Below are 14,143 nucleotides of genomic sequence, written 5' to 3' on the forward strand. Positions count from 1 at the left end.
TAGATCGATCATACAAGAGTTTTTTAGTTGATTGAATATAGCACGATTTAATTAGCCTTTTGCTATACAAAAGACTAATAAAACCGTGAAAAAAATAGATTATCCGAATAGATAGTTTAAACGCTGTGTGATTTTTCTACAGTATAAACCATTGCAGTGGTCGGTTTTTGAACAGGTTTTGCTTTTACAGGGTGAATGATAAAATTCACACCTAGGGCAAAAAGTGTGATCCCCAAGATTTTACGAATAATTTTTTCAGGTAATCGAGAACTAATCAATGTCCCGATAATGATGGCAGGAATTGAGCCGACCAATAACCAACCTAAAAGTTGGAAATCGACATTACCTGAGCTCATGTGACCAAGACCAGCCACGAGCGTGAGTAGAACAGCATGTACTACATCAGAACCAATGATGCGAATCATAGGTAAATTAGGGAACATGATGACCAATGCCATGATACCAAACGCGCCTGCACCTACAGAGGATAAAGTAACAAATACACCAAGCACCACACCCATGATAATGATATAAGCGCGTTTATCTTTGGCTTGGAAGTTTACTTTTTCCAAGTCTTCGGTCATATCCAATTGTTCATCTTTGCGGAATTTATTGAAAAAGCGTTCAATATGCCCACGGAAAATAATAGATACACCAGTTAAGGTCAGCATAAAGCCTAAGACCATTGTCAGAACAGCTTTATAGTGTGTGGACTGACTTAAATAATTATCAAGCACCCAATGTGTGGCAAAAGAGGCTGGAATACTGCCTACTGCAAGCCAAATGACGATGGGCCAGACAATATTCATTTTTTTGGCATGAACCATCGAACCGCAAAATTTAGAAATCGATGCATACAATAGATCGGTTCCAATTGCGATGTGAGGCTCAATTTTAAATAGGCTAATCAGAATAGGGGTCATGAGAGAACCACCACCTACACCCGTAATACCCACACAAAACCCAACCAAAACGCCTGCAAGAATATATTCAAGAGAACCAAACATGTATAGAAGCCAAATATGATAAACCATGCATATGTTATGACTTTTTAAGATAAGTGTTTGTCTTGATAAATGATTTGCTTATGCAAAAAAACGCTAAAGCAATCTTTAGCGTTATATGAAATGATGTAAATTTTAGCTTCTTTTCTTTACCGAACTCTTTTTTAAGTCATTGATACACATAATTAAAAGAAAGGATACTGGGCTGGAAAAAATCCACCAACTGACAAATCCAATTGAAATTCCATAATGATCAATGAAAACGGCAGCAGCACTAAAGAATAGAAGATAAGCTAAACAGCGACTAATGAATGGATATTGCGTCAAAACATGTAGCGAGGAATGCTTGGTTTTCATAATCTGCTTGCTACTAAGCAAGTGCAAAACCCACAAACCTAGAAAGATAAAAGCAAAGCTAAACATAATCATCATGACGCTTTTACCTCTGGTGTTGAAGTGAGTTTCTTGATGATTTTTTGTTTAGCTGTTGTTTGAATCGGATGAATATTCTTAAAAATAAAATAGCTTAAAATAGCGAGTAAAATAAAAAATAGATCTACACGGAAAAAAGCCCAGTAGCTCCTAAGACTATCAATATACTGGTGCTGAATTAAGTAAAATAAATCAAAAGCAGGTAGACATGCAGCCAAGATAATTAAGCAGGCCAGTTGAGACCGCCACAGCCATTGTTTTGGCGTGAAAAATGCTGCGACCAAACTTAAGCCCCAGAATATAAAGAAATTGTAAATTTCATAATTGGGCATATCAGCGGTGATATAGACCAAACGATTGGTATAGAAATAACCCATCATTGCAAGGGGTAAACCTACAAAAGTCGCTACATTCAATCGGTCGACAAGATAATGACCCAAATGAAACTGCTGTGTTTTATTTTGGAGTTGTCGTTTTAGACTCCATAACAATAGTCCTGATGCAATCATGCAACAACCTAACAGCCCTGAAAAAAATAAGGCCAGACGTAACAAGGGTTGAGCAAAGGTCGCCATATGTAAGCCATACACGCCAAAGCTTAAGGTGGCAACAGCACTATTATTCCGTGTTGCAGCTGTTATCAATGCATCGTGCCCACGTAAAGTAATTTGAGGTTGATTGCCCGTAATACTATGATCTTGTAGCTGTGTAAACGTGTATAAAGCTTGATTTGTATTTGGATTTTGTACCGAAATGGAACGCAATTCTTGTTTGCCCCAATGCTGTTCCACTTTTTGCAGTAATTCTGACATTTGCAAATTAGCCTGAGGTGTTATTGATGTGTTTTGCGTTACGACATTGGTTCGGATTTCAGTAAAATACTGATATGGATTTTCAGGATAAAGCGCTTTCATACCCCACGGAAGATACAAATAAAAGAAAATTGCTAAACCCGTAAAGGTAATCATCAAGAAAAAAGGCAGTGCAATCACAGAGGATACATTATGAAAATCAAGCCAAGAACGCTGTGATTTAAAGGTTCGAAGAGTAAAGAAATCAGTGAAAATCTTTTTATGGGTAATAATGCCTGAAATTAGGGCAATCAGCATAATAAAAGCAGCGATAGAAACGGCAACTCGTCCGATATCAACTGGTAGACCAAAAAGTTGGTAATGGAAGTGATAGAAAAAGTCGCCACCTTCAGTAGCTGAAAGGCTCAATTCTTTTCCTGTAGTTGCATCTAGAGTTTTACTTTCATAGCCGCCATCTGCTTTTTGCCAATAAATATTATTGACAGGTGATTCGGCTGAGGCAATACCTATAAACCATGATTTTGCGTCGGGTGCATGATTTTGCAAATAGTTTGTCGCCGATAGAATGGCGATTTGTTGTTGAATTTCATATTTTGCCAGTTGGGGTTGCATCCATAAGTTAATTTCGTGGCGATAATACGATGCTGTTCCCATTAGGAATATTGCGAATATGACCCATCCGAGCAATAACCCTGTCCAAGAATGTAACCATGCCATCGATTGACGAATACTTTTATGCATGAATTAACCCATTCCTAGAAATAATAAAAGAAGAACAACAACACATGAGGCTATGCTCACGAATGTGAGCTTTATAAGAGATTGAATACAGAAACTGGTAATCACAAAGAAAACATAAAAAATAAGACTGATGAAAGCCGCTAAAAAGATTGATTCTGCTTTGGGTAAACTCAGATGAAACAGATGTGTTAAGGCTAAACTGAGTAAAGCTGTACAAATAAAACCAAGTATGAAGGCTATAATAAAACGATACAGCACTTGAATACGGTAGGTCAGTGAAAGAGGTAATGCTTTACTCATAAAATAAATCACTATGGAAATGCAAAAAACCAAGCCTGATGGTTCAGGCTTGGCGGGTTCATTAATACTTAAATTTTACAGACATCGTATAGTTTGCTGGCTCGCCATAAAATGCTTGACCATTAGGGAAGCTATTTAAATACTTCTTATCGGTAATATTATTACCGTTAACCAGTAGGCTGACATGTTTGTTGACTTCATAGCTTGCCATTAAGTTGATTAGGGCATAATCATCCTGAGTGATGGTGCTGTTTAAATTTGAGTCATAGAGTTTAATATTATCTTGCCATTGAAAACCAGCACCAACTTTTAATTTAGGTAAAGCAGGCACTGTATATGTCGCTAATAGGTTAATTGTCTGATTTGGATTGTAGGTTCTGGCGGCACCACCATTTTTCAGATCTTTCAGGCTGAATTGTGTATATCCAAATGCCAGATTTATGTTATCAGTTAATTGACCAGATAGACCAAGCTCAACACCTTGAGAGCGTAGTTCACTGCTTTGTACCTTATGGTTTAATGGATTGCCATCAGAATTGCGCAGAGGATAGTTATTTTGCAATGTTCTAAATACAGCAAGTGAGCCAGTTAATTTATCGTCTAACCATGAGCTTTTAAAACCAGCTTCATAGCTTTCACCTTCGACCGGTTTGAGTGCTTGCCCCGTGGTTTCTTCTATACCCGTTTGTGGTCTGAAAATAGATGTATAGCTCATGTAACCCGTATATTCTGGTGTGAAATTATAAGTTAATCCTGCATATGGGGAGAACTTACTTTCATCATAGTTCATGGCAGAGCCATAACTTATGCCTTTACTCGAGGCCTCAACATAATTGCCACCTAAAATGAATTTTAAATTATCGGTTAAATGTAGACGTGTGGCTGCATAGAAAGAGTTGATATCTTGTTTATAGTCGGCTGCATCAGAAAATGCAGACCATGTGACTGATTTGGGTGTCCAGCTTGCCCAATTGGTTGTGTATTGTGTTGTATATGAAACACCATTATAAACACTAGTAACATTGTTGATATTACTGTCATTAATAAAGCCGCTAGATTGCTGATCATTCTGTTTAGATTGAATGCGGCTGTATCCGAAAGTAGCTTCGTGTTCTCGATTAAATAAGTCGTAACTTCCTTCAAAATTTAGGTCGGCAAGATGTTGACGTAGATGTTCTTTACCACCCCATGCTGTGAGGGAAACTCCTGAACCATCGGCTTGTGGATTGCCGTAATAATAGAGTAAACGGCTATTATGTTCTAAATCATTGTAGTTATAGGTAAGTTTAGCAGCCCATTTATCTCCAAGTTTTTGTTTTAACTCTACAAAGGCATTTTGAGCAGTATTGTCCCAATGTGCCCAGTCTGGGTTTGGATTGTATTTTTGGTCATAAGACAGTTGTTGACCATTTGCTCCAAGTAAAGGTAAAGCTCCCCAGTTGTTTGCATTTGGTTTATTCTGATTTTGGCTATAACCAACAGTTAACAAGGTCGTATCTGTCAGATCCGCTTCAATAACTCCTGCAAAACCATTTTTTTCAGAAGAATATCGATCTAAATAAGAATCCCCCATTTGTTCATAGCCCATTAATCGGCCACGAACGCGTCCATCTTGAGTAAGAGACCCAGAAATATCTGCTTCATAACGTTCAGTATTCCATGAACCATAACTCATTCCTGCATTGGCTTGAAACTCTTTGGTTGGGCGTTTGCGAATATTGTTAATTGTCGCGCTAGGGTCACCAAAGGCATTGGAAAGGGCATCGGCACCTTTAATCACTTCAACTCGATCATAAAAGAAAGTATCAGGATTGGTATTGTTATAGTTCCAGTTAGAAAGAGGGAAGCCAACACTGTCAGTCAGAATATTAGAGATTTCAAACCCACGTGCCATATAAGTGGTTCGTTCAGTTTCCTGATTAAGAACCGTCACCCCTGGTGTATTTTTTAATACTTCGCGTGTTGAATTTAAGCCGAAATCATCAATTTGCTGACGTGTCACCACATTTACAGTTTGTGGTGTTTCTTGTGTATCAATATTCAGTTTGGTGGCGCTATTACTTTTTTTAACCTTGTACGCCTTGGTTTCCTCGGAGCTTTGATTGGTTGTTACATCGGCTCGTAGCTGAATAGTAGACAGCGTTGTAACATCATCTTGGGCAAAACTAAGATTGATATGTGCAATGGTAAAAGCAAGTAAGGAATACTTAAATAACGCGGGGGACTTTAACATGATGATTGAAAATGTAAATGATTCGCATTAAGTTTATTTTTAAATTTAAGAATGTTCAATTGTGTAACTATTGTAAATCTAGATGAGTTAAAAAGACTTCATGGTCAAATTAGATTTAGAAAGTGGTGTAGTTTTACGCTTTAACCATTTTCCTAAATTTTTCAAATGCATTGCCTATGCTAGAATATTGAGACGTTTAACTTTGAACAGAGCATAAAGTCTTGAACAACAAAAAATTAAAAATAGGCATCGTCGTCGGTGAAGTTTCTGGTGATACTTTAGGTGCCAAATTAATTCGCAGTTTTCGTGAACAAGGAATTGATGCTGAGTTTGAAGGAATTGGTGGTCCTCAAATGATTGCGGAAGGCTTTCAAAGTGACTATCCGATGGATATTTTATCGGTTATGGGGATTGTTGAGGTCTTAAAAGACATTAAAAAATTATTTGCAGTACGTGATGGTCTGGTTGAAAAATGGACGAAACAACCCGTAGATATCTTTATCGGTATAGATGCACCTGATTTTAATTTGCGTTTATCTAAAAGTTTGAAACAAAAACAATTACCGATTAAAACTGTGCAATATGTCAGCCCTTCGGTTTGGGCATGGCGACAAGGACGTGTGCATGGAATTAAGGCAAGTATTGACTTGGTGCTGTGTTTATTTCCATTCGAAAAAGCTTTCTATAAACGGTTTGATGTACCAGCAGCTTTTGTTGGTCATCCATTAGCAAGTCAACTGCCTTTAAAAAATGATTTGGTCGAAGCTAAGCAAGAACTTGGTTTGGCAACGAATCATAAGCATATTGCGTTATTACCAGGCAGTCGCCGTGGAGAGGTGGAACGCTTAGGTTCATTGGTACTCAAAGCAGGAGAAATTCTGAGCCAAAAATACCCAGACTACGAATTTCTGATTCCAGCGATTAATGATGCACGTAAACATCAAATTGAACATTTACTGCAACATTATTCTGATGCTTTCCGCGCTAAAGTGCATTTATTAGAAAATACAGACACGGAGTCTAAAATTGGTCGTCAGGTGATGAATGCAGCTAATATTGTGGCTTTGGCTTCAGGCACCGCAACTTTGGAAGCGATGCTGTTACACCGTCCGATGGTCACTTTTTATAAGCTCAATTCTTTAACTTATTTCATTGCAAAATTGCTAATTAAGATTCCTTATTATTCTTTGCCAAATATTATTGCAGGCAAAAAAGTGATTCAGGAATTGATTCAGAACGACGCAACACCAGAAAACTTAGCGTATGAAATCGAAAAACTCATGAATATTGAAGTGGCGCAAATTCAGGTTATGCAGCACATTACCATGCATAAACAGCTACTTTCTGGCAATAGTGAAGATCCCGTACAAGCCATTTTAAGTTTGCTATAACGTGCGACATATTTGTGCTATTGCATAAATTGTTGGCGGTATTGAGTGGGTGTTAGATCAAACTGCTTTTTAAAGGTTTGACTGAATGCCGTTTCGGAAGCATAGCCCACCAAGTGGGCAATTTGTTGAATCGTGTATTGTCCTTGTCTTAGGTATTGTGATGCTATGCGTAGCCGATGTTGCTGCAAATAGGCAAGAGGCGTTTCACCCACAATTTGACTAAATAATTGAGCAAATTTGGAACGTGACATACAGCATTGCTCTGCTAGTGTTTCTACCGTCCAAGCGCGTTGCGGTTGCCCGTGAATGGCTGCTAAGGCATTGGATAATTCTGGATGAGAGAGTGCCGCTAACCAGTTGTTGCTATCACTCAGTTGTAAAATGTAATCGCGAACGCATTCAATAAAAAATATACTCACTAAATGATCTAAAATTTTGTCACGACCTGGCTGGACTTGTAGCGTTTCTACCGCTAAAAACTGTAAGCCAATTTGTAGCCATTCAGGAATCGTTTGTCCATTCATTTGATGCAGATGAATAGAGTGGGGTAAGGCATTGAGCAATGGTCGTGCCATGATACTGTCCATATGGCAGCGGATTGCTAAGATGACAGTCTGTTTTCCTACACCCGTGCCAAATTCAATACTTTTTTCACCAGTTTCATCGAAACGATGGGTAATATTTAATGTATCAACCAAGGGGTTTGGCGTATTAAAGGCGGTATGGCTTTGACCTGAAGGGATTAAAATTAAATCGCCCGCACGTGCTTGAACTTGTGTAGTTGCATCTAATTGAATGATGGCATGACCTGTGACCATAGCATAAGCCACCATCGCACTCTGGTCTTGATATTGAAAACACCAGTCTCCTTGCGCTTTCAAATAAAGGTATTCCGATTTGTTCAGATGAATATCATCAAAAATTTTACTTAGTGCATCCATGTCTTTTCATTCTTTCTTATCTGCTGAAATATACAATGATCAGCAGTTTGTCATATGTGTTTGTAGGTCATTGTTTATCAAATTAAGCCAAGGACGATTACATAGTTTTTATGGACGGTTACTACTGTAGCTTGAGGACGAATTAAGAAAATATATACATAACAAGAAAAGAAGGAAAGGTTTGCAAATGAATGCAACAGTCAAAGTAACAGAACAGGATTCGATTTTGCTTCCAGTTAAAGCGGGGATGGCTTTAGATAAAAAACGCTATTTATGGGCAATCAGTCCCGCTTTACCTGTGATTGGCATGGGAATTTTAGCAGGCTATCAGTTTGCACCACGTCCATTAAAAAAGGCATTTGCTTTAGGTGGCCCCTTATTGCTTCATGTCATTATTCCTACAATTGATGCATTCATTGGTAAAGATCAAAACAACCCTTCTGCTGAAGATGTGAAATTACTAGAACAAGATCCTTATTATGCGCGTTTGGTAAAAACTTTTATTCCACTTCAGTATGCAGCCAATGTTTATGCGTGTTATTTGGTGGGACGTAAAGAGACGTCTTTATTGGATAAAATTTTACTCGGTGTTTCTATGGGAGCAATTAACGGTATTGCAATCAATACAGCCCATGAATTAAGCCATAAGTCAGATCGCTTGGATCATATTCTGTCACATTTGGCCTTGGTCCCGACAGGCTATAACCATTTTCGTATTGAGCATCCGTATGGGCATCATAAGCGTGCGGCAACACCAGAAGACCCTGCATCCTCGCGTATGGGGGAAACTTTTTATGAGTTTTTACCTAGAACCGTGATTGGCTCGTTTAAATCTGCAATTGAAATTGAAAGTAATCGTTTGAAACGTAAAGGCAAGACGTTTTGGTCTAAGGATAATGAGTTGTTACAAGGCTGGGGAATGAGTGCCACATTTCATGCCAGCATGATTAAAATGTTTGGTGCAGGTATTACGCCATATTTACTCACACAATCTTTATATGGCATTAGCTTGTTTGAAATTATTAACTATATTGAGCACTATGGTTTGTTGCGCCAGAAAGATGAAAATGGCAAATATGAGCGAACCATGCCTGAGCATAGTTGGAATAACAATAACATTGTGACCAATTTGTTCTTATATCAATTGCAACGCCATTCAGATCATCATGCTTATCCAACTCGACCATTCCAAGCTTTGCGACATTTCGATGAAGCACCAGAGCTGCCAAGTGGCTATGCGAGTATGCTTTTACCTGCCATGATCCCACCTTTATGGTTCAAAATGATGGATAAGCGTGTATTTAAACATTATGGCGGTGACTTAAATAAAGCCAATATTCATCCTAAGCGTAGAGCGAAGATTTTTAAGAAATTTGGTGTGATAGACAAATTACTGAACTCATAATGATTTATACATCATTTAAAATTGAGTAAGAAATGACATCAATTCAGTAGGATTGATGTCATTTTGTGCGTATTTTAAAGTGGTTTTTCCATCCAGATTTCACAGGCATGGCTATGGCCCGTATGACCTTTGGGTGTTGATAGGTGTTGAAAGCCCAACTTTTCATAAAGTTTGACCGCTTGCCATAAAGATTCGGTTGTTTCCAAATAACAGGAACGATAGCCTCGCGCTGAAGCGAATTCGAAACATTGTTCTAAGATTTGCTTGGCAAAGCCTAAGCCTCTAATTTCAGGTAAAAAATACATCTTTTGAATTTCAAGCGTCGCATGATCGCCACTAAGCGGCGAAAGTCCACCACCACCTAAAATTTGACCTTGTGCATTTTCAATTACCCAATACTGTGCATTCGGCTGACTATAGACTTGATATAAATTGTCTAAAATAGGGTCTGCAACAGCAAAGCCAGATTCAGGCGCAAGGCCAAATTCTTTGGACACTTCACGAATAATTTGGGCAATTGCAGGATTATCTTGTTCTTGGAGTGTACGAATTTGAAACATTGGATAAGTAAAGTATTTAAATGATGGATTGTTATAACAAATAATCCATCATTTGTAAGGGTGTTTTTAAGCGGATAGGGCTTACTTTAACTCACTTGAGCTTTTACCCAGTTCGCGCCGTGCAATAATGAGCTGTTGGATTTGCTGCGTACCTTCAAAAATGTCCAAGATTTTAGAATCACGTGCCCATTTCTCTAAAAGCTCTGTTTCGTTATAACCAACAGAAGCGGCAAGTTCCACACACTTTAATGTAATGTCATTGCCAACACGACCTGCTTTGGCTTTTGCGATAGAAGCCTCTTTAGAGTTTGGTTTTTTATTGTCTGCCATCCACGTAGCTTTTAACATGAGCAGACGTGCGGCTTCCCATTCTGCTTCCATTTTATAAATCTGAGCTGCTAGGTTGGAACATTGCAAATAAGGGGTGGCATAGTTTGAATCAAGTTGATCCTGAAAAATTTCTTTGATGCGTTCTAAAGAGGCTTTGGCACATCCAATAGCCATTGCAGCGACCAAAGGACGCGTGTTATCAAAAGTTTCCATCACCCCAGCAAAGCCTTTTGCGACATCAATTTCGGCATTGCCGAGTAAGTTTTCCGCAGGGACACGACATTGGTCAAAACGAATCACGGCAGTATCAGATGCTTTAATTCCGAGTTTGTGTTCCAGTCGTTCAACTGTCATACCTGCTGTACCTTTTGGTACTACAAAAGATTTGATGGCAGCACGACCAAGTTTTTTATCCAGTGTCGCCCAGACCACAACAGAATCGGCACGTTCGCCAGAAGTCACAAATATTTTTTCACCATTTAAGATGTAGTCGTCACCATCTTTAGTGGCTGTGGTGCGAATAGCAGCAGAGTCAGAACCACAATTGGGTTCGGTGATTGCCATTGCAGCCCATGTGCCTTTGAAGCGCTCCAATTGTTCATCGTTCGCAACGGCAGCAATCGCTGAATTGCCAAGTCCCTGACGTGGCATAGACAGTAACAGCCCTGTATCGCCATAACACATTTCGATAATGCCCAATGCTGTAGACATATTGACGCCATTTTTATTGCTGTCATCTTGTGAACCGCGTTTTCCTACCGCAGCTCCAGCGTTAATGCCTTCACCGCCGTCATTCATGCCATCGAGTAAGGATGCGAGCATATCCAGTTCTTTTGGGTAGGCATGTTCGGCTTTGTCGTATTTGCGTGAAATTGGACGTAATACATTTAATGCAACTTCATGGGCTTGGTCGAGTAAAATTTTAAATTTTTTAGGGTTTTGTAAGTTCATAATCGATACCTTTATTTTATTCTTTTAAGCGTGTAAACCTGAATGTAAGATCGCCGTAGCACGTAAATCACGGTACCAACGTTCTACGGGATGTTCTTTGGTGAAACCATGACCACCTAGAATTTGCACGCCGTCTGTACCAATTTTCATGGATTTTTCAGCGCAGAGTAGACGAGCAAGATATGCTTCACGATGATAAGGTTTACCTGCTTCTGCCAAACTTGCAGCATTCAACACCAACATACGCATGGCATCAATTTCAATCGCCATATCTGCAATCATAAAAGCCACGCTTTGACGATGAGAAATCGGTTCACCAAAAGCTGTTCGTTCATTGGCATAGCGAATACAGTATTGTTTAACTGCTTCACAAGTGCCTACGGCCATGGCACACCACATAAGATTTCCTAGATCTATAAAAGCTGTGTAATCAAAGTCATCATCTCCTAAGCGTTCAGCTGGAGTTTGATTAAACTGTAAAGTCATGGTTTCCGTGGCTTTTAAACCCATTGCAGGATTTTTCTGAGCACGAATAGAAGTATCACGTTTCACCACAAATACATCTGGTCGACCTTGAAATTCAGCAGTTACAAGAAATACATCGGCGGTTTCACCCAGCATTACCAATGTTTTTTCACCACTTAAATAAATTTGACCATCATTGTTGAGGGCTTTGGTTTTAAGCTGCATTGGATTGAATGCAGGTGTATTTTCTTGGACAGCAAAGCTGGCTCTGACTTCACTATCTTCAGCAAATGCAGATAAATAACGTTTTTGTATCTGTTCGGAACCCCATTGTGTTATGGCATTAATTACACTAAACGTTGAGAGCATTCCTGCTGTTAGGCTGAAATCGCCTTTGGCCAAGTGTTCTGCAATTAAGATATGACTGATGATGTCTTTTTCAGTGGCAACACCCCCAAAAGATTCAGGTAATGCATAATAATTTAAGCCTAATTCATCAACGTGTGCCCAGAGTTGCTGAGGGAATTGTTCTTGATGGTCGGCTTGATGGGCAAGTGGGTAGAGAACTTCTGTCGCAAATTGACTCATGGCATCACAGGTCATCTGCTGTTCTGCGGTTAAGCTGAGGTCGAACAGAGATTTTTGCTGACTAGGTAGGCGTTGTTTAGTATGAGGCTCCGCACCATTAAAAACCTTTTGTGTTTTGCTTAGGGCTTTAAAACTGGTTTTAGAGCCTTGATATAATGATTTTTCTAAGAATTTTCTAAGCTTAAGTTGATCCAGAACGTCGCTTCCAGCAATTTTTGTAATCAGCGATAAACCTAATCCTTGTGCCTTATTGACCATATTTGTCATTATTTTTCGTTCCATATGAGCATAATTGCTATTTTTATGCTGACATGACGTTATATAAAAAACTATGTCATTGTTGACATACTCAATTGTCAAAGATAAACGGTAATCTAGTAGTTGGATTTGGTTTAAGATACTGATTTATATTATGAAGATTTATAGTTGAATTTTCGAAATGGGGTGTGTATTGACTAGAATGACAAAGTTGCCATTCTAGTCTGAGTAAATTAAATAAAAGATTTGATCATGTCACGGACATTGGTTTTGGCATCAATCACGGTCATAAAGGTATATGCCCCGATAAATTTGCGACTAATAAACATAAATTCTTTTGGTGGAACACTGAAATAACGGGAAGCCATTGATTTAGATGCTTGTTGCATCACGCGGCTATGTAACAAACTTTTTTTCCAGTCGTAGCGGTAATGCTCATCCATCACACCAGCAGGCAAATCTTTGTTATTGGCAGGACAGCTAAATGCTTCGGTTGCTAATAAGAAAACTTTTGCCATATCAGGTTTAATACTTTGCGGAATTGAGTCAAAAAACTCATATCCAGTCATTGCATTCACCATTGCTTGTGGATCATGCTGATAACCCGCATAAATAAGATTACGGGCCACACTGAGTAAGTGTTGATCGAATTGACGAATGGCACCGAAGTCGAGTAAGACAATTTGGTCAGGTTGCTGTTCACCATCTCCTAAGCGAACTAAATAGTTGCCAAAATTAGGATCGGTTTGCATTTCACCCCATTCAAAAATCTCACGTACCGCAATTTCTAAAGAAGCTTCACCTAAAAGATTACGACGATTTTGTGGTAAGGAGAGCATCACAGGGCTGTTAATCGGCACACCACGTTCAAATGTCATGCATAAAATTTGGTCAGTACAAAATTCATCAATAATTTCAGGCACGATATAACGCGGATCATCTTTCAATCGTTCAGCAAAACGTCTAGTGGTTGCTGCTTCAATGTCGTAACTTACTTCACGATGCATCATTTCACGTACTTCATCAAACCACTGATCAAATTCTCGGGTTTGTGGCACCATCCGCGTCAATTTGAGCATGTTTTTAAACAAGCTCATATCGGAATCAATTGCATCAGCAACCCCTGGATATTGAATTTTCAATACCAGTTCTAATCCGTCCGATTTACGTGTTGCACGATGGACTTGTGCCAATGAAGCCGTCCCAAGTGGCTCATGATCAATAGTCAGTTCATGAATTTTATCACCCAGTTGTTGCTCTAAATGCTGCTTAATCGCAGGCCACGCCAGTGCAACGGTTTGGTTGTTTAGGGTGTTTAGAGCTTGAGTAATTTCCTCTGGCAAGAAATGTTCGCCATATAGCGCCATCATTTGTCCAATCTTTACAATCGAACCTTTTAGTTTGCCAATTTCAGCAACTAAATAGTTCGCTTGCTCTTTCATGGCTTGTTTACGTTTTTTTTCTTTTTCAGCTTCACTAGAGAACATTGATGTCGCATTGGATGCCGCCCAACGAGTTCCCGCCAGTAAGGATGCTTTTGCAATAGATAAGCGACGATCCATAGAGGAGGTTTTAAGTTGTTTGAGCTTATCATTCTGATCTGACATTCAATGCAATCCTTAATCAGCAATTCACAGAAAAGTTAATTGTAACGGATATTAACGTGTCTTCACGTATTAAAAAAGTTCAACTTGCTGAATGACGCGGTTTTTTTAGAACTGCATCTAAATTT

10 protein-coding genes are annotated in these 14,143 nt (G+C 39.0%); 2 read left to right on the forward strand and 8 right to left on the reverse strand.

Features of this window, described 5'->3' with window-relative positions; translation table 11 throughout:
- Positions 1–116: 116 nt before the first annotated feature.
- The 3 genes from I593_RS11645 to I593_RS11660 form a co-directional block, all read right to left on the reverse strand.
- A complete protein-coding gene (locus I593_RS11645) occupies positions 117–1,007 on the reverse strand; it encodes a sulfite exporter TauE/SafE family protein (RefSeq protein WP_026441133.1) in 891 nt (296 codons plus the stop codon).
- Positions 1,008–1,432: 425 nt separating this feature from the next.
- Positions 1,433–2,989, reverse strand: coding sequence for a PepSY-associated TM helix domain-containing protein (locus I593_RS11655; protein WP_016167777.1), 1,557 nt, complete (start codon positions 2,987–2,989; stop codon positions 1,433–1,435).
- Positions 2,990–3,350: 361 nt separating this feature from the next.
- On the reverse strand, positions 3,351–5,522 hold the full coding sequence (locus I593_RS11660) for a TonB-dependent siderophore receptor (protein ID WP_016167779.1): 2,172 nt from the start codon (positions 5,520–5,522) through the stop codon (positions 3,351–3,353).
- A 221-nt stretch (positions 5,523–5,743) separates the two neighbouring features.
- Here I593_RS11660 and lpxB point away from each other — a divergent pair, with 221 nt between their 5' ends.
- Positions 5,744–6,913, forward strand: coding sequence for a lipid-A-disaccharide synthase (gene lpxB / locus I593_RS11665; protein ID WP_016167780.1), 1,170 nt, complete (start codon positions 5,744–5,746; stop codon positions 6,911–6,913).
- A gap of 17 nt (positions 6,914–6,930) precedes the next feature.
- On the opposite strand, the gene I593_RS11670 is transcribed toward lpxB, so the two are convergent.
- Positions 6,931–7,854, reverse strand: a complete 924-nt coding sequence (locus I593_RS11670; RefSeq protein WP_016167781.1) for an AraC family transcriptional regulator — start codon at positions 7,852–7,854, stop codon at positions 6,931–6,933.
- Between the two features lie 187 nt (positions 7,855–8,041).
- Between I593_RS11670 and I593_RS11675 the strand changes: the two genes are divergently transcribed.
- Positions 8,042–9,259 carry an alkane 1-monooxygenase gene (locus I593_RS11675; RefSeq protein WP_016167782.1) on the forward strand — a complete coding sequence of 406 codons (1,218 nt, stop codon included), beginning with the start codon at positions 8,042–8,044 and terminating at the stop codon, positions 9,257–9,259.
- A 74-nt stretch (positions 9,260–9,333) separates the two neighbouring features.
- Here I593_RS11675 and I593_RS11680 read toward each other — a convergent pair whose 3' ends face one another.
- The 4 genes from I593_RS11680 to I593_RS11695 all read right to left on the reverse strand — a co-directional run bounded on the left by I593_RS11680 (position 9,334) and on the right by I593_RS11695 (position 14,018).
- The gene (locus I593_RS11680) at positions 9,334–9,819 is read right to left on the reverse strand and encodes a GNAT family N-acetyltransferase (protein WP_016167783.1); all 486 of its coding nucleotides are present in this window, start codon (positions 9,817–9,819) and stop codon (positions 9,334–9,336) included.
- Positions 9,820–9,900: 81 nt separating this feature from the next.
- Entirely contained in the window at positions 9,901–11,100 is a 1,200-nt protein-coding gene (locus I593_RS11685; protein ID WP_016167784.1) for an acyl-CoA dehydrogenase family protein, read from the reverse strand.
- A gap of 24 nt (positions 11,101–11,124) precedes the next feature.
- The gene (locus I593_RS11690) at positions 11,125–12,411 is read right to left on the reverse strand and encodes an acyl-CoA dehydrogenase family protein (RefSeq protein WP_171069601.1); all 1,287 of its coding nucleotides are present in this window, start codon (positions 12,409–12,411) and stop codon (positions 11,125–11,127) included.
- A 233-nt stretch (positions 12,412–12,644) separates the two neighbouring features.
- Positions 12,645–14,018 carry an ABC1 kinase family protein gene (locus I593_RS11695; RefSeq protein WP_016167786.1) on the reverse strand — a complete coding sequence of 458 codons (1,374 nt, stop codon included), beginning with the start codon at positions 14,016–14,018 and terminating at the stop codon, positions 12,645–12,647.
- Between the last annotated feature and the right edge of the window lie 125 nt (positions 14,019–14,143).

It is taken from the genome of Acinetobacter tandoii DSM 14970 = CIP 107469 (assembly GCF_000400735.1).
Classification (GTDB): domain Bacteria; phylum Pseudomonadota; class Gammaproteobacteria; order Pseudomonadales; family Moraxellaceae; genus Acinetobacter; species Acinetobacter tandoii.